We start from the raw sequence: 15,864 nt of genomic DNA on the forward strand, positions 1-15,864 counted from the left end.
GCAAATTGTTTCTAGCTGAGCATAAACAGCGCGGTGCCGCTAAATAGCGCGGTGAATTGCCTGGCCGGCATCGGGCGGCCGAGCAGGAAACCCTGCACCTCGTCGCAGCCATGGCCGCGGAGGAAGTCCAGCTGGGCCAGGGTTTCCACGCCCTCGGCGATCACCGTGAGGTTGAGGCTGTGAGCCATGGCGATAATGGCGCGGGCGATCTGACCGTCCTGTTCGCCGTGGGGCAGGCCGTCGACGAAGCTGCGGTCGATCTTCAGCACGTCGATGGGAAACTGCTTGAGGTAGTTCAGCGACGAATAGCCGGTACCGAAGTCGTCGATGGCCAGGCACACACCCAGGCGCTTGAGGCTGGTCATGGTCTGCATGGCATTGGCCACGTCTTCCATCAGGATGCTCTCAGTGAGTTCAAGCTCCAGGCAGGCCGACGGGATGCCGCTGTCCTTGAGGATGCTGGCGATGCGCAGGTCCAGATCGCCTTCGGCAAACTGCCGGGCCGACAGGTTGACCGAGATCTTCGGCACCCGCACCTTGGCCTGATGCCAGTGACCGAGCTGGTGGCAAGCCTCGCGCAGCACCCACTCGCCGACCTGGACCACCAGGCCCAACTCTTCGAGCACCGGGATAAAGTCGTTCGGCGGCACCAGGCCGCGGGTCGGATGCTGCCAGCGCAGCAGCGCCTCGGCCCCGGTCAGGCGCTTGCCGTCGCCGGAGAACTGTGGCTGGTAGTAGAGCCTGAATTCGCCCTGTTCCAGGGCGTGGCGCAGGTCGCTTTCCAGCTCCAGACGCTCCAGGGCGCTGGCGTTCATATCGGCCTGGTAGAACTGGAAGTTGTTCTTGCCGCGCTCCTTGGCGTGGTACATGGCGGTGTCGGCGTTCTTCATCAGCTGGCTCAGCTCGCTGCCGTCCTGGGGGCTGAGGGCGATGCCGATACTGGCGCTGACGAAGAACTCGCGGCCTTCGAGAATAAACGGCTGGGCCAGGCTGGCGAGGATCTGTTCGCCGACATGAATGGCGCGCGTCAGCGCCCCCTCGCGGCTGGTATCGGATTGCAGCAGCAGGGTGAATTCGTCGCCGCCCATGCGCGCCACGGTGTCGTCGCCGTCGACACAGGCGGCCAGGCGTACGGCCACTTCCTTGAGCATGCGGTCGCCGGCGGCGTGGCCCAGGGAGTCGTTGATCGGCTTGAAGCGGTCGAGGTCGAGGAACATCAGCACCACCCATTCCTGGTGCCGCTCGCCATGCTGCAGGGCGTTGTGCAGGCGGTCCTGGAACAGGGTGCGGTTGGGCAGCTGGGTCAGGGCGTCGTAGTAGGCCAGGCGGTGAATCCGCTGTTCGCTGGCCTTGCGCTCGCTGATATCGCTGAAGAAGCACACGTAGCTGACCAGGTCGCCTTCGTCGTCCCGCACCGCGGTAATGCCGACCCAGGCCGGAAATTTCTCGCCGTTGCGTCGCTTCAGCCACACCTCGCCTTCCCAGCTGCCTTTCTGGTTGAGCTGGCGGATGACGAAACTGAGGTGGCTGGCCTGCTGGGTGTCGGCGGTGAGCATGCTCGGCAGCTGGTCGAGGATCTGCCTGGAGCTGTAGCCGCTGACCCGGCTGAAGGCGTTGTTGACCTGGACGATATAGCCGGCCGGGTCGGTGACCAGAATCGCCGCGGTGGAGTGCTCGAATACCGTGGCGGCCATGCGCAGGTCCTTCTCCGCACGGCGTTGCTGGCCGATGTCGCGGCCGACGCCGAGCAGGCCCTCGAAGCGTCCGCTGTCGTCCCACATGGGCACCAGGCGTAGCTCCACCGGGATTTTCTGGCCGTCGGCGCGCAGGCAGTCGAAGACGAACAGCTGCGGCAGGAACTGCGCGCGCAGCTCGGCCAGGCGTTGCGGATCGCCCAGGGCGTTGCGCACCCGCTCCAGCAGGGCGTAGAAACCGATCAGCTGGCGCGGGTTGGTGGCCAGGCCGTGGAAGCCGTTGGCCAGCGCCCATTCGCTGTCGTAACCGAGTACCTGCATGACCGAGGGGCTGACGTAGTTGAGCTGCAGCTTGTCGTCGGTGGAGAAGATCACGTCGCTGATGCTTTCCGCCAGCATCCGGTAGCGCTGCTCGCTGGTGCGCAGGGATTCGCTGCGCACGATCTGCTGGGTGATGTCCTTGGCCACGCCGATCAGCCGGCTGACCCGGCCGCGCTCATCGTAGGCCAGGGCCTGTTCGCGGATATCGAACCAGTGCCAGCTGCCATCGCGGTGCCGCCAGCGCAGCTCGAACTGCATCAGCCGGCCCTTGCCCAGCACCTGCTGGATATTGCGCATGCGCAGGTAGAGTTCGACGTCGTCGGGATGGAGGAGTTTTTCCCACAGGCGCTCGCCAATTTCGCGCAGTTCGGCCTTGTTGTAGCCCAGCTGCGGACCCAGATGGTTGTTGCTGTACATCACCCGCTTGCTGGCGATGTCGTGAACATAGATGGTGTCCGGAACCGCGCTGACCACATCGGACCAGAAGCGCTCGCGCTCGATCAGCGAGGTTTCGACGCGCTTGCGGCTGGTGATGTCGCTGATGCTCAGGGTCACCGAATTGAGTTCCTGCGGGTTCTCCGGTAGTCGCAGGAGCAGCCACAGGTGGCGTTCGTGGCCTTGGGGCGTGCTGATCTGCCGTTCCATTTCCAGCAGACCGTTGCCCGTGAGCAGGGTGCTGATCAGCTGCAGGCGGAAACCCTCGGGGTGCAGTGGGCCACTGTTGAACAGGTGTTGCCAGGCCTGTTCGGTGGAGTCGACGCCGAGTAGGCGCAGGGCCATTTGGTTGGTTTCGGTCAGGCGCAGGCGCTGGCAGAGCGCTTGATGGCGCAACGGCTCGGCCGCCAGCCAGCGTTGCAGGGCCGGCAGATCGCGGATCTGCTGTTGCTGCAGGTAGTCGTGCAGGTCGGCCAGGTCGAGCACGCAGAGGGCGGTGCCGGTGCCTTCGAAAATATCCTGATAGCGTCGGCGGGTTTCGCGCAGCACCTGATTGGCATGCTGCTCTTCGGTAACGTCGCGCAACACCCAGACGAAGCCGCCGTGCTGGGACTCTTCGCCCAGATCGCTGCGGCTGATGTCGTACAGCCGCGACTCCCCGTTCTGGCGGATTTCCACCAGGTCCGGGCCCAGCTCATGGGGCGCGCCGTTGCCGTGCAGCAGCATGGGGTCGAGGCGCGGCAGCAGCTGCAGCAGGTGCCAGTTATGCGCCTCGGCGTTGCCCAGGCCGAACAGGCTTTCGGCTTGGGGGTTGAGGTACTGCAGCTGACCGTTGCCGTCGGTCACCAGCACCCGTTCCTCGATGGCTCCCAGCACCGTCACGGCCTGTTGCAGGGAACGCCGCGAGGCGGTGTTGAGGGCATGCAGGTTGCGCTGCTCGTGGTGCAGGCGATACAGGGCGAACAGGGTCAGCAGGGCGCAGAGGATAAACAGCAGAAGCTTGCTGGCCAGTTGCGGCAGTTGCTGGGCGCGCACCTTGCGTTCGTTGAACAGCGCGCGCAGCTGCCAGTCGCTGCCCGGCAGCGGGCTGAGCAGGATGCTCTGGGCCAGGTTCTCGGCCGTGACGGGCGGTGCAATCGGGCTGTCCGGCGACTGGCTGTCGCCCTGGCTGGCGATGACCCGTTGCGAGTAACTGTCTTCCAGCAGCCACTGCTGGGGGCTTTGATGGTGTTCGCTGAGCCAGCTGCGCAGCGCCCGGTTGGTCAGGTGCAGGACCCAGAAACCCTCGTCCTGCGCCTGGCGCAGCATCAGGTAGATCTCGCCGCCGTCCTGGGCGCTGAAGGCATAGAAGTAATCGTGCTGCTGGCCGCGTTGAAACAGTTCGCCGAGGTAGAGGACGTTCGGCGGCGGGGCCCCGGCGCTGGCCAGCATCTGCCCCTGGGCATTCAGCCAGATCAGCCCGCGCAGTGTCGGAAACACGCCGCGTAGCGAACCGAGCAGGGCCTCGCTGGCTGCGCCCGACGCAGGTGTGCGGCTGTGGGGCTGCAGCAGGGCCTGGCCGGCGCTGGCCTTGAGCTCCATGTTCAGGCTCAGGTGATTGGCCAGCTGGTTGCTGTAGGCATGGCTGAGCTGGCGCTGGTTGTCCTGCAGTTGGTGCGATTCCAGGCGCAGTTGCCACAGCAGCAAGCCCAGCATCAGCATGACCAGCGCCACCAGCGTGCCCCTGGCCGGGCCGCTCATGGGCGCAAGCAGGGCTTCGCTGGAGAGGCGCGAAGCGGGTGGGGGCGTGACTCTAGGCAATGACCTAAATCCTGGGATGAGCTGTATCTGGGGAGTGTCCGGCTTCGTCATCCCTAGCGAAGGCCACTTGGTTCGCATCGGGCATAGCGCAACGCGGTGCATGGCCAGGCGAGTTAACCAATTCGAGTAAAAAATAACCAGCCTGTTCGGCGCGCCGCAGTCGCGACCCGGCTTGCTTGCGCGTGCCTGGCAAGGCGTGTGCCAGCCTGGAACGCAGCAGCCGGCTAGCATGCCATAAATATGGCGAAGTGCCAGTGCGGCCGACGAGCGTCGTTTGCTCTGACTTGCGCATTCCGGTAGCTTTGCCCGACGCGCGTGGCTGTGCGAATCCGTGGCCGAGCCGCCATTCGTGGCAGCGCAACGGCCCGATCAAAACGCAGGCAGCGGCCTGCTCGGCTGCGGTCCGTCACAACCTGCAGCCTTTATCTCGTTTTTCTGTCCAGAACCCAGGTTATCCATGGCCCAATACGTCTACACCATGCATCGGCTGAGCAAAGTTGTGCCGCCGAAGCGGGAAATCCTCAAGAACATCTCCCTGTCCTTCTTCCCCGGTGCCAAGATCGGCGTGCTCGGCCTCAACGGCTCGGGCAAGTCCACCCTGTTGAAAATCATGGCCGGGGTCGACAACGAGTTCGACGGCGAAGCCCGTCCGATGCCCGAGCTGAATGTCGGCTACCTGCCCCAGGAGCCGCAGCTCGACCCGAACAAGACCGTGCGCGAGGTGGTGGAAGAGGCCGTCAGCGCGATCAAGGACGCCCAGGCGCGTCTCGATCAGGTCTACGCCGCCTACGCCGAGCCGGATGCCGACTTCGACAAGCTGGCCGCCGAGCAGGCCAAGCTCGAAGCCATCCTGCAGACCAGCGACGGCCACAACCTCGAGCGTCAGCTGGAAGTCGCCGCCGACGCCCTGCGTCTGCCGGCCTGGGACGCCAAGGTCGCCGTGCTCTCCGGCGGTGAGAAGCGCCGGGTGGCGCTGTGCCGCCTGCTGCTGTCGGCCCCCGACATGCTGCTGCTGGACGAACCGACCAACCACCTGGATGCCGATTCGGTGGCCTGGCTGGAACACTTCCTCCATGACTTCCCCGGCACCGTGGTGGCGATCACCCACGATCGTTACTTCCTCGACAACGTCGCCGGCTGGATTCTCGAACTCGACCGCGGCGCGGGCATTCCCTACGAGGGCAACTATTCCGGTTGGCTGGAGGCCAAGTCGGATCGTCTGGCTCAGGAATCCAAGCAGCAGTCGGCCCATGAGAAGGCCATGAAGGACGAACTGGAGTGGGTGCGCAAAGGGGCCAAGGCCCGTCAGTCCAAGTCCAAGGCGCGCCTGCAGCGCTTCGAGGAAATGCAGTCGCAGGAATTCCAGAAGCGCAGCGAGACCAACGAGATCTATATCCCGGCCGGCCCGCGCCTGGGTGACAAGGTCATCGACTTCGTCGGCGTCAGCAAGGGCTATGGCGACCGCGCGCTGATCGACAACCTGTCGTTCAGCATGCCCAAGGGCGCCATAGTCGGGGTGATTGGCGGTAACGGTGCCGGTAAGTCGACCCTGTTCCGCATGCTGATGGGCAAGGAACAGCCGGATGGCGGCAGCATCGAGATCGGTGAAACCGTGCAGCTGGCTTGCGTGGATCAGAGCCGCGACGACCTCGACGGCAGCAAGAGCGTGTGGGAAGCCGTGTCTGGCGGCTCCGACATGATCAAGATCGGCAACTATGAAGTGCCGTCGCGCACCTATGTCGGTCGCTTCAACTTCAAGGGCGGCGACCAGCAGAAGTTCGTCAAGGACCTCTCCGGCGGTGAGCGCGGCCGCCTGCACCTGGCGTTGACCCTGAAAGAGGGTGCCAACGTGCTGCTGCTCGACGAACCGTCCAACGACCTCGATGTGGAAACCCTGCGCTCGCTGGAAGAGGCGCTGCTCGACTTCCCCGGTGCGGCCATTGTGATCTCTCACGATCGCTGGTTCCTGGATCGCGTGGCCACCCACATCCTGGCGTACGAAGACGACTCGCATATCGAGTTCTTCGAAGGCAACTACACCGAGTACGAAGCCGACCGCAAGAAGCGCCTCGGCGATGCAGCCAGCCAGCCGCACCGCGTGCGGCACAAGAAGCTGGCGCAGTAAGTTCGCGCTTTGCTGCGGCAATAAAAACGGGGCCTGCGGGCCCCGTTTTTATTGCCGCAGCGCTCGGCGCAAAGGCCTACCTGGCGATGAATAGTTACAGAATTCCTGACCGGCATCAGTGTCAAACGCCGTATACGCGCCACACTGGAAGCAGTACTCCTGAGGACTGCCCGCATGCCCGCTTTCGACCCTTACACCGCGCTCTATACCCTGCTCAACGAATACAGTGCCCGTGCCAACGCGATTCGCCAGGACCTGGCGCGCAGCCACTCGCCCGATTTCGCCGAGCAAGCCTTGCAGCGGCAGAACGATGAAGTGCTCGAAGCCTTGCTGGCTGAGGCCGAGGCGGGCATGCGCCAGGTCGGGCTGGCCAAGCTGCGTCTGGCCGAGGGCCGCTACGGGCTGTGCCTGCGCTGCGGCGAGGCGATCAACCCGGCGCGTCTGGTCGCCATGCCGGCCACCGAATACTGCCTGGCCTGCGCCGATCAGGCCGAGAGAAGATGAGCTGCGGTTGCCACAGCCGACTGCAATAGCGCCGAGCATGGCAGAGAGAGGCGCGAGGATGGCGACTTCCTGAAGCAGGCTTATGGCCTGGCTGCTGATATGGCCGCCACACTTTGAGGCAAGTCCGCTGCTTTTCACCTGCTCGGGATCAAGCTTACGGCTTGTGGTGTGGCCTCGATACGGCCATGATTTCACCAGCCCTCCGTCCAAGGATTTCCAATGCCAGACTCCGTTGCAGCCCATTTGCGGCTGGCACCCGAAGCGCTTACCCGTCCCTTCACTCCCGAGCAGTTCAACTTCACCAGCACCGAAGACCTGGAGCCCTTTCGCGGGGTGCTCGGCCAGGAGCGTGCGGTGGAGGCCCTGCAGTTCGGCGTGGCCATGCCTCGCCCCGGTTACAACGTATTTGTCATGGGCGAGCCGGGCACCGGTCGCTTCTCCTTCGTCAAACGCTACCTCCAGGCCGAAGCCAAACGCCTGGAAACTCCGGCCGACCGGCTCTACGTCAATCACTTCGACGAGCCCCGCGAGCCCCGCGCGCTGGAGCTGGCATCGGGCACGGCCGGCGCCTTTCTCGACGATATCAATCAGCTGATCGACAATCTGCTGGCGACCTTTCCGGCGGTGTTCGAGCACCCCTCGTTCCAGCAGAAGAAAAATGCCATCGACCGCGCCTTCAACAAGCGCTACGACCAGGCCCTGGATGTGATCGAGCGGCTGTCGCTGGAGAAGAGCGTCGCCCTGTATCGCGATAGCAGCAATATCGCCTTCACCCCCATGCTCGAGGGCAAGGCCCTGGACGAGGCCGAGTTCGCCCAGTTGCCGGAAACCGAGCGCGAGCGTTTCCACGCCGACATCGCGATCCTGGAGGAACGCCTCAACGAGGAGCTGGCCAGCCTGCCGCAGTGGAAGCGCGAGTCGAGCAACCAGCTGCGCCAGCTCAACGAAGAAACCATCACCGTGGCCCTGCAGCCGCTGCTGGCCCCCCTGTCGCAGAAGTATGCGGAGAACGCCGGGGTCTGTGCCTACCTGCAGGCCATGCAGGTCAATCTGCTGAAGACAGTGGTCGATCAACTGGTCGAGGTGGAGCGCATCGACGCCCAGACCCGCACACTGCTGGAAGAGCAGTATTGCCCCAGCCTGGTGGTCGGCCATCATGCCCAGGGCGGCGCGCCCGTGGTCTTCGAGCCGCATCCGACCTACGACAACCTGTTCGGCCGGATCGAATACAACACCGATCAGGGCGCGCTCTACACCAGCTACCGGCAGCTGCGCCCCGGTGCCTTGCACCGGGCCAACGGCGGTTTTCTGATCCTCGAAGCGGAGAAGATGCTCGGCGAGCCCTTTGTCTGGGATGCGCTCAAGCGCGCCCTGCATTCGCGCCAGCTGAAGATGGAGTCGCCGCTCGGCGACCTGGGCCGCATCGCTACCGTGACCCTCAATCCCCAGGTGATACCGCTGCAGGTCAAGGTCGTCATCATCGGCGCGCGCCAGCTGTACTACGCGCTGCAGGACCATGATCCGGACTTTCAGGAAATGTTCCGCGTGCTGGTCGACTTCGACGAGGACATCCCCCTCGGCGCGGAAAGCCTGGAACAGTTTGCCCAGCTGATGAAAACCCGCACCTCGGAGGAGGGCATGGCCCCCATGACGGCGGCGGCGGTGGCGCGGGTGGCGACCTACAGTGCGCGCCTGGCCGAGCACCAGGGGCGCTTGTCGGCGCGTATCGGCGACCTGTTCCAGCTAATCAGCGAGGCCGATTTCATTCGCCAGCTGGCCGGTGAGACCTTGACCGATGCCGGCCATATCGAGCGCGCGCTGAAGGCCAAGGCGACCCGCACCGGACGGGTCTCGGCGCGGATCATCGACGACATGCTGGCCGGCATCATCCTGATCGACACCGCCGGCGCGGCGGTGGGCAAGTGCAACGGCCTGACCGTGCTGGAAGTCGGTGACTCGGCCTTCGGCGTGCCAGCGCGCATCTCCGCCACCGTCTATCCCGGCGGCAGCGGCATCGTCGACATCGAGCGCGAGGTCAATCTGGGCCAGCCGATCCACTCCAAGGGGGTGATGATCCTTACCGGTTACCTGGGCAGTCGTTACGCTCAGGAGTTCCCCCTGGAGATTTCCGCGAGCATCGCCCTGGAGCAGTCCTATGGCTATGTCGACGGTGACAGCGCCTCGCTCGGTGAGGTCTGCACGCTGATCTCGGCGATCTCGCGCACCCCGCTCAAGCAGTGTTTCGCCATTACCGGGTCGATCAACCAGTTTGGCGAGGTGCAGGCGGTCGGTGGGGTCAACGAGAAGATCGAAGGCTTCTTCCGTCTGTGTGAGGCCCGCGGCCTGACGGGCGAGCAAGGAGCGATCATCCCCCATTCCAACGTCACCACCCTGATGCTCGACGAGCGTGTGTTGCAGGCGGTGCGCGCCGGGCAGTTCCATATCTATGCGGTGCGTCAGGTCGACGAGGCCCTGAGCCTGCTGGTCGGCGAGGATGCCGGCTCGCCGAATGCCGAGGGCCAGTTTCCCGCCGGCAGCATCAATGCCCGGGTGGTCGAACGCCTGCGCGAGATCGCCGAGATCGATCTGGGCGAGGATGACAAGGACGAGGCCAAGTCGGAGGACGCGCCAGCAGCCGTCAGGAAGACCAAGCCGGAAGATGTGCCGGCGGCCGTCAAGGAGAAGAAACCACGCGCCAAGAAGCCCGCGGCCGAGTGACTGGCCGAGGTCCGGGATTCGTGCAGTGGCTGGTCAGTCACTGAGCGAATTCCGGGGCCCTTCATGCGGTGCAGTTCAGGGCGGCTTTTCCTCGGTTCATCCACAGAGTTATCCACAGTTTGCGGGGATAACTGGCGACTTCCCTCGGGTGCGCACTCGGGTGTAGGCTGAAGATCTGCTCCCGAGAGGATCGCCGCCATGCCGCGCAGCCTCAATCTCACCCGTCACTGCCTGGGCCTGGATACTCGCATCGAATGCGTGGTGTTGCCGCTGGCGGGCAGTGCGGGCCTTTGGACACTGATCTGTGCCGCTGGGATTGCCGGCAACCAACCCTCTGCAATCAAGTCGCAAGGCCCGTTCCAGGGGGCTTTCGTCGCCGAAGGCGTGCTCACCGGTATCGCCGATAGCCTGCGTGACATGGGCTACGACGCGTGCGACGAGTTGCCAATCTGGCGTTTGCATATCCAGGCCGAACTGCGCCGCGTGAACAGCGAGCGCAGCCGCCATCTGGGCAACTACCTGTTTCAGCCGGAAACCTGAACGGTCGCTTGCGCAGGATTTGACCAGCAGGCGCAAAGGCTGCTGCCAGGTGGCTTGTGTCGATTGATCCTGAGCCTGCCCACAGCTTTATCCACAGATGCCGGGGATAACCCGGGCTTCTCGTTCCCGCTTGTGCCACGCCTTTGTCTGGCACGCCGCGCTGGGTATACTCGCCGCCAGTTTTGAGCCTCTGTGAGTCCCTATGGAACGCTTTATCGAAAACACCATGTACGCGTCGCGCTGGCTGCTGGCCCCTATCTACTTCGGTTTATCGCTGGCGGTGCTGGCGCTGTCGATCAAGTTCTTCCAGGAGCTGTACCACATCCTCCCGGATATCTTTACCCTCAGCGAAGCCGATCTGATCCTGCGTCTGCTGTCCCTGATCGATATGGCGCTGGTTGGCGGTCTGCTGGTGATGGTCATGCTTTCGGGTTACGAGAACTTCGTCTCCCAGCTGAATATCAACGAGGGCACCGAGAAGCTCAGCTGGCTGGGCAAGATGGATTCCGGCTCGCTGAAGATGAAGGTTGCCGCCTCCATCGTGGCGATCTCCTCGATCCACCTGCTCAAGGTGTTTATGGATGCCAAAAACTACGAGATCGAATACCTCAAGTGGTACGTGATCATTCACCTGACTTTTGTCGGCTCGGCGTTCGCCATGGGCTATCTGGACAAGCTGACCAAGTACGAATCGAGCTGATCCCCCTGATGCGTTTCTCGCCGCCCGGCCGTTGCAAAACGGACGGGCGGTTGGCTTTCTGCCTTGTGCTTCCCGGCTGTTCTGCAGCGACTATATTCTTATGGAGTATGTGCGAGTCGTTAGCGCGAGGTGGCCTCATGAACCTTCACGACCTTTCCAGTCATGCCCGCGCCGGACATGTCGATGAGTTGAACCTCATCTCCCTCGAAGGGGGCAACTATTACCTGCTGGAAGCACGCGTGAGCGGTCAGCCGTTCACGCTGGAGGATGGCCGCGGCCATATCCTCCATCTGCGCTCGCTGGAGCATGCCCGCGAGGTGCTGCAGCCCTTGCGCCAGCTGCCGTCGCTCCATCTGGTACAGGCGCAGGTGCATGACGAAATGTGCGGCATGCCCGATGAGCCAGGGATAAAACCGGGCTCGAAGTCATCGCACTGAGAGGACCTGTCTCCGCCTGGGGCGTGGCGGCGCACGCGGGACATGGCAGCGGTAGGGTGGCCGGCGCAGCTGTGCTAGGCTGGTCGCCCTTTTTTCAGCCCCAGCGGAGCCTTTGCATGTCCGAACTCAATCTTTCCACTGACGAAACCCGCGTCAGCTACGGCATCGGCCGCCAACTCGGCGGTCAATTGAGCGACAACCCGCCGCCGGGTGTGAGCCTGGAAGCCATTCTGGCGGGTCTGACCGACGCTTTTAACGGTCAGCCAAGCCGCGTGAGCGAAGCCGAGATGACTGCCAGCTTCAAAGTAATCCGTGACATCATGCAAGCCGAAGCTGCTGCCAAGGCTAAGGCTGCTGCCGGTGCCGGCCTGGCATTCCTGGAGGAAAACGCCAAGCGTGACGGCATCACCGTGCTGGCTTCCGGCCTGCAGTACGAAGTGCTGAATACCGGTGCTGGCGCGATGCCGACCCGCGAAGACACCATTCGTGCTCATTACCACGGCACCCTGATCGACGGCACCGTGTTCGACAGCTCCTACGATCGCGGTCAGCCAGCCGAGTTTCCGGTGGGCGGCGTGATCGCCGGCTGGACCGAAGCCCTGCAGCTGATGAATGCCGGTAGCAAGTGGCGTCTGTATGTGCCGAGCGAGCTGGCCTATGGCGAGCAAGGTGTGGGTAGTATCCCACCGCACAGCGTGCTGGTATTTGATGTGGAGCTGCTGGACGTTCTCTAACGGTCCAGGTGCTTTCTTTCGCGGGCATGGCCCGCTCCTATGAGGTTCCAGCGTGTCTGGTGTAGGAGCGGCGGGGACGCCTAGTCCATGCCCGCGATGCGTTTCAGGGGCGCAACGCCCGGGCGTAGCAGTAGAGAAACAGATTGCGCACCAGCTCCTTGAGCACCAGCGGTTCGCAGGAGTTCAGCTCGTGCAGATCCAGGTCGCCCTGATCGCGCAGTTCGTCCAGGGCATCGTCCTCCAGTACCGCACAGACTTCGCCCGTGTTGCGATTGAGAATGCGCAGGTAGGGTTGCGGACGGTCCAGCCAGGCGTCGATCAGATAGGTCATGACTCATCTCCCTTTAAATGGTTAGATGAGAATAATTCTTATTACATATATAGCAAGTGTTAATTTGACGAGGCGACAAGGGGGCGTGCGCGGTCTTTTGTCTTCGTAGGGTGCGCCGTGCGCACCAGCGATTCGTCACCCGCACTACTGTGTGCCGACGCAAGCTGTAAATCCCGGTGCGCGCAGCGCACCCTGCACATTGCTCCTCGCCGAGCAGCGTTTGGGCCTGCCCTCGTGCACGCATGATTGGTACATCGCCAATAAAAAGCCCGTCACGTGGACGGGCTCTTGTCTGTCGCATTAAGCCTCAGTGTGTGCGGGCTACGGCAAAGCGACTGAGTTCGATCAGGGCGTCGCGGTATTCGCTGGCGGGCAGGGCGTCCAGGCAGGCGATGGCGCGTTCGGCGTAGTCACGGGCCTGGCGGGCGGTGTAATCCAGGGCTCCGGCGGCTTCCACGGCGTTGCGGATGCTTTCCAGGTCCTCGATGCCGCCTTTCTGGATCGCCTGGCGCACCAGGGCGGCCTGTTCGGGCGTGCCTTCGCGCATGCAGTAGATCAGCGGCAGGGTCGGTTTGCCTTCGGCCAGGTCGTCGCCGACGTTCTTGCCCAGGGTGGTGGCGTCGCCGCGATAGTCGAGCAGGTCGTCGACCAGCTGGAAGGCCACGCCCAGGTGATCGCCAAAGGTGCGCAGGGCTTCGGTCTGTTCGGCCGAGGCACCGGCCAGGGCGGCGGCGCTGTGGGTCGAGGCCTCGAACAGCATGGCGGTCTTGCCGCGGATGACCTCCATATAGGTCGCCTCGGTGGTACTGGCGTCGCGGATCTTCGACAGCTGCAGCACTTCGCCTTCGGCGATCACCCGGGTGGCCTTGGAGAGGATCTTCATCACCGGCATCGAGCCGAGTTCGACCATCATTTCAAAGGAGCGCGAATAGAGGAAGTCGCCGACCAGCACGCTCGGAGCGTTGCCCCACTGGGCGTTGGCGGTGCTGCGGCCGCGGCGCATGTCGGACATGTCGACCACGTCGTCGTGCAGCAGGGTCGCGGTATGCAGGAATTCGATGGTGGCGGCCAGCAGGCGCAGGTTGTCGCCTTCGATACCCAGGGCCTTGCCGCTGAGCAGGACCAGCAGCGGGCGCAGGCGTTTGCCGCCGGCGGAGATAATATAGTCGCCGATCTTCTCGACCAGAGGGACTCGCGACACCAGTTGCGCGCGGATGATGCCGTCGACGGCGGTAAAGTCATCCGCCACCACGCGGTAGAAAGCCTGGGGTTGCATCGCTTGCACCTGCTACTCATGGGTTGCGCGGCATGCTAGGGGGCAGGGTAGGGGCTGTCAAGGCAAGGACTCGGCGCACTTGCATGGTGTCGGTTGCTTGCGTACAATCGCGCACCCTGAACTTCCCCCTGGGTATTTCCCTGCCTTACGCAATTGCAAGGGTGTCCTTCCGGCCCCAAGCAGCCATGCCAGCCGACACTTATTCCTATAAAGCGCTGGGTGAGCAGGATCAACGGAGATTTACCATGTACGCAGTAATTGTTACTGGTGGCAAGCAATACAAAGTCACCGAAGGCGAATTCCTCAAGGTCGAAAAACTCGAGCTGGCCACTGGCGAAGCCGTGACTTTTGACCGTGTTCTGCTGATCGGCAATGGCGACGACGTTCAAATCGGCGCTCCGGTTGTTGAAGGTGCCAAAGTTGTTGCTGAAGTGATCGCCCAAGGCCGTCACGACAAGGTCACCATCATCAAGTTCCGTCGTCGTAAGCACCACATGAAGCGCCAGGGCCACCGTCAGTGGTACACCGAGATCAAAATCACCGGTATCCAGGCCTGATTCGTTTCGGTCTGATCCCTTTATAGGAGTATTGAACTCATGGCACACAAAAAAGCTGGCGGTAGTACCCGCAACGGTCGCGACTCAGAAGCCAAACGCCTTGGCGTGAAGATGTATGGCGGCCAGGCTATCAAAGCAGGCAACATCATCGTGCGTCAGCGCGGCACCCAGTTCCATGCCGGTTACGGCGTTGGCATGGGTAAGGATCACACTCTCTTCGCGAAAATCGAAGGCGTGATCAAGTTTGAAGTAAAAGGCGCGTTCAACCGCCGTTACGTGAGCGTCGTTGCGGCTTAATTGCGCGACTGCTGGGAAAGCCCCGTCCATGCGACGGGGCTTTTTTGTTTCTTGGGGTTCTTGCCAAACTGTCCTGGGTGTAGCGTTCGATTTGAATGCAGGTCAATTTTGCAAGAACCTAGTGTTTCTCGTTTTGGATAACCCGCCTTGCTGCGGGAGGCGTAAAAATGAAATTCGTCGATGAAGTATCGATTTTTGTAAAAGCTGGCGACGGCGGTAACGGCATGATGGCTTTTCGTCGTGAAAAGTTTATCGAGAAGGGCGGCCCCAACGGTGGTGATGGTGGCGATGGTGGCTCGGTTTATATCGAAGCCCAGGAGAACCTCAACACCCTGGTGGACTACCGTTATACCCGTCGCTTCCAGGCGCAGAATGGTGAAAAGGGTGGTAGCACCGACTGTACCGGTGCCAAAGGCGAGGACCTGATCCTGCCGGTGCCCATTGGTACCACTGTGATCGACGCCGGCACCCAGGAAGTGATTGGCGACCTGACCCGCGCCGGCCAGCGCCTGCTGGTCGCCCAGGGCGGCTGGCATGGGCTGGGTAACACGCGCTTCAAGTCCAGTACCAACCGTGCGCCGCGACAGACCACGCCTGGCAAGCCGGGCGATGCGCGTGACCTCAAGCTGGAATTGAAGGTGTTGGCCGATGTTGGCCTGCTGGGTCTGCCGAATGCCGGCAAGAGCACCTTTATCCGCTCGGTATCGGCGGCCAAGCCGAAAGTTGCCGATTACCCCTTCACTACTCTGATTCCGAATCTGGGTGTGGTCAGCGTCGACCGCTACAAGAGCTTTGTGGTCGCCGACATTCCGGGGTTGATCGAGGGGGCTTCGGAGGGCGCTGGTCTGGGCATTCGCTTCCTCAAGCATTTGTCGCGTACTCGCCTGTTGCTGCATCTCGTCGATATGGCACCGCTGGATCTGACCGATCCGGCCGAGGCCGCTGCCACCATCGTCGATGAACTGACCAAGTTCAGCCCGTCGCTGGCCGAGCGCGAGCGCTGGCTGGTGCTGAATAAGGCCGATCAGATCCTCGATGAGGAGCAGGAAGCCCGTATCGCTGAAATCGTCGCGCGGATCGAGTGGCAGGGGCCGGTGTATGTGGTTTCTGCCCTGGCGCGCCAGGGTACTGAGAAGCTGTGTTATGACATCATGGATTTCCTCGAGGCTCGCGCTGAGCGGATTCAGGAAAATCCCGAGTTCGCCGCCGAGCTGGCTGAGCTGGATACGCGCATCGAAGACGAGGCGCGCGCCCAGCTGCAGGCGCTGGACGACAAGCGGGCGTTGCGTCGTTCCGGGGTCAAGGCAGTCGGCGATGTCGATGAAGACGACAGCTTCTGGGATGAAGAAGATGACGAGGATGGCCCGGAAATTATTTACGTCCGGGATTAAGCAA

At 62.8% G+C, this 15,864-nt stretch carries 13 protein-coding genes; 10 read left to right on the forward strand and 3 right to left on the reverse strand.

Annotated elements, in window-relative coordinates; translation table 11 throughout:
• Positions 1 to 11: 11 nt before the first annotated feature.
• Entirely contained in the window at positions 12 to 4,301 is a 4,290-nt protein-coding gene (locus AACY13_RS02815) for a sensor domain-containing protein (RefSeq protein ID WP_445262515.1), read from the reverse strand.
• Positions 4,302 to 4,707: 406 nt separating this feature from the next.
• On the opposite strand from AACY13_RS02815, the gene ettA reads away from it, so the two are divergent.
• From ettA to AACY13_RS02850, 7 genes are all read left to right on the forward strand, one after another.
• Positions 4,708 to 6,375, forward strand: coding sequence for an energy-dependent translational throttle protein EttA (ettA, locus tag AACY13_RS02820; RefSeq protein WP_339459168.1), 1,668 nt, complete (start codon positions 4,708 to 4,710; stop codon positions 6,373 to 6,375).
• A gap of 174 nt (positions 6,376 to 6,549) precedes the next feature.
• The gene (locus AACY13_RS02825) at positions 6,550 to 6,879 is read left to right on the forward strand and encodes a TraR/DksA family transcriptional regulator (RefSeq protein WP_339459170.1); all 330 of its coding nucleotides are present in this window, start codon (positions 6,550 to 6,552) and stop codon (positions 6,877 to 6,879) included.
• A 219-nt stretch (positions 6,880 to 7,098) separates the two neighbouring features.
• The gene (locus AACY13_RS02830; protein ID WP_339459171.1) at positions 7,099 to 9,597 is read left to right on the forward strand and encodes a Lon protease family protein; all 2,499 of its coding nucleotides are present in this window, start codon (positions 7,099 to 7,101) and stop codon (positions 9,595 to 9,597) included.
• Between the two features lie 198 nt (positions 9,598 to 9,795).
• Positions 9,796 to 10,137: a PA4575 family protein gene (locus tag AACY13_RS02835; protein ID WP_339459172.1), complete on the forward strand. Its 342-nt coding sequence runs from the start codon at positions 9,796 to 9,798 to the stop codon at positions 10,135 to 10,137.
• 202 nt (positions 10,138 to 10,339) lie between these two features.
• Positions 10,340 to 10,837, forward strand: coding sequence for a TIGR00645 family protein (locus AACY13_RS02840; RefSeq protein WP_339459173.1), 498 nt, complete (start codon positions 10,340 to 10,342; stop codon positions 10,835 to 10,837).
• A gap of 137 nt (positions 10,838 to 10,974) precedes the next feature.
• On the forward strand, positions 10,975 to 11,274 hold the full coding sequence (locus AACY13_RS02845) for a DUF6482 family protein (protein WP_339459174.1): 300 nt from the start codon (positions 10,975 to 10,977) through the stop codon (positions 11,272 to 11,274).
• Positions 11,275 to 11,390: 116 nt separating this feature from the next.
• Complete coding sequence (locus AACY13_RS02850) at positions 11,391 to 12,008, forward strand: FKBP-type peptidyl-prolyl cis-trans isomerase (protein WP_339459175.1); 618 nt, start codon at positions 11,391 to 11,393, stop codon at positions 12,006 to 12,008.
• 103 nt (positions 12,009 to 12,111) lie between these two features.
• Here AACY13_RS02850 and AACY13_RS02855 read toward each other — a convergent pair whose 3' ends face one another.
• Together AACY13_RS02855 and AACY13_RS02860 are read right to left on the reverse strand one after the other, a co-directional pair.
• Positions 12,112 to 12,339 carry a PA4570 family protein gene (locus tag AACY13_RS02855; protein WP_339459176.1) on the reverse strand — a complete coding sequence of 76 codons (228 nt, stop codon included), beginning with the start codon at positions 12,337 to 12,339 and terminating at the stop codon, positions 12,112 to 12,114.
• A 307-nt stretch (positions 12,340 to 12,646) separates the two neighbouring features.
• On the reverse strand, positions 12,647 to 13,615 hold the full coding sequence (locus AACY13_RS02860; protein WP_339459177.1) for a polyprenyl synthetase family protein: 969 nt from the start codon (positions 13,613 to 13,615) through the stop codon (positions 12,647 to 12,649).
• 245 nt (positions 13,616 to 13,860) lie between these two features.
• Between AACY13_RS02860 and rplU the strand changes: the two genes are divergently transcribed.
• The 3 genes from rplU (at position 13,861) to cgtA (ending at position 15,860) form a co-directional block, all read left to right on the forward strand.
• Entirely contained in the window at positions 13,861 to 14,172 is a 312-nt protein-coding gene (rplU, locus tag AACY13_RS02865) for a 50S ribosomal protein L21 (RefSeq protein ID WP_304866209.1), read from the forward strand.
• Between the two features lie 39 nt (positions 14,173 to 14,211).
• The gene (rpmA, locus tag AACY13_RS02870) at positions 14,212 to 14,469 is read left to right on the forward strand and encodes a 50S ribosomal protein L27 (protein ID WP_085584170.1); all 258 of its coding nucleotides are present in this window, start codon (positions 14,212 to 14,214) and stop codon (positions 14,467 to 14,469) included.
• Between the two features lie 167 nt (positions 14,470 to 14,636).
• On the forward strand, positions 14,637 to 15,860 hold the full coding sequence (gene cgtA, locus AACY13_RS02875; protein ID WP_339459180.1) for an Obg family GTPase CgtA: 1,224 nt from the start codon (positions 14,637 to 14,639) through the stop codon (positions 15,858 to 15,860).
• The last annotated feature ends 4 nt before the right edge of the window (positions 15,861 to 15,864 follow it).

This window comes from Pseudomonas sp. EA_105y_Pfl2_R69 (assembly GCF_963970915.1).
In the GTDB taxonomy this organism is placed as follows: domain Bacteria; phylum Pseudomonadota; class Gammaproteobacteria; order Pseudomonadales; family Pseudomonadaceae; genus Aquipseudomonas.

Bases quoted from the DNA above. Each gene is read 5' to 3' on its own strand.
- AACY13_RS02815 (WP_445262515.1), bottom strand. From the start codon at position 4,301: ATGACGAAGCCGGACACTCCCCAGATACAGCTCATCCCAGGATTTAGG.
- ettA (WP_339459168.1), top strand. From the start codon at position 4,708: ATGGCCCAATACGTCTACACCATGCATCGGCTGAGCAAAGTTGTGCCG.
- AACY13_RS02825 (WP_339459170.1), top strand. From the start codon at position 6,550: ATGCCCGCTTTCGACCCTTACACCGCGCTCTATACCCTGCTCAACGAA.
- AACY13_RS02830 (WP_339459171.1), top strand. From the start codon at position 7,099: ATGCCAGACTCCGTTGCAGCCCATTTGCGGCTGGCACCCGAAGCGCTT.
- AACY13_RS02835 (WP_339459172.1), top strand. From the start codon at position 9,796: ATGCCGCGCAGCCTCAATCTCACCCGTCACTGCCTGGGCCTGGATACT.
- AACY13_RS02840 (WP_339459173.1), top strand. From the start codon at position 10,340: ATGGAACGCTTTATCGAAAACACCATGTACGCGTCGCGCTGGCTGCTG.
- AACY13_RS02845 (WP_339459174.1), top strand. From the start codon at position 10,975: ATGAACCTTCACGACCTTTCCAGTCATGCCCGCGCCGGACATGTCGAT.
- AACY13_RS02850 (WP_339459175.1), top strand. From the start codon at position 11,391: ATGTCCGAACTCAATCTTTCCACTGACGAAACCCGCGTCAGCTACGGC.
- AACY13_RS02855 (WP_339459176.1), bottom strand. From the start codon at position 12,339: ATGACCTATCTGATCGACGCCTGGCTGGACCGTCCGCAACCCTACCTG.
- AACY13_RS02860 (WP_339459177.1), bottom strand. From the start codon at position 13,615: ATGCAACCCCAGGCTTTCTACCGCGTGGTGGCGGATGACTTTACCGCC.
- rplU (WP_304866209.1), top strand. From the start codon at position 13,861: ATGTACGCAGTAATTGTTACTGGTGGCAAGCAATACAAAGTCACCGAA.
- rpmA (WP_085584170.1), top strand. From the start codon at position 14,212: ATGGCACACAAAAAAGCTGGCGGTAGTACCCGCAACGGTCGCGACTCA.
- cgtA (WP_339459180.1), top strand. From the start codon at position 14,637: ATGAAATTCGTCGATGAAGTATCGATTTTTGTAAAAGCTGGCGACGGC.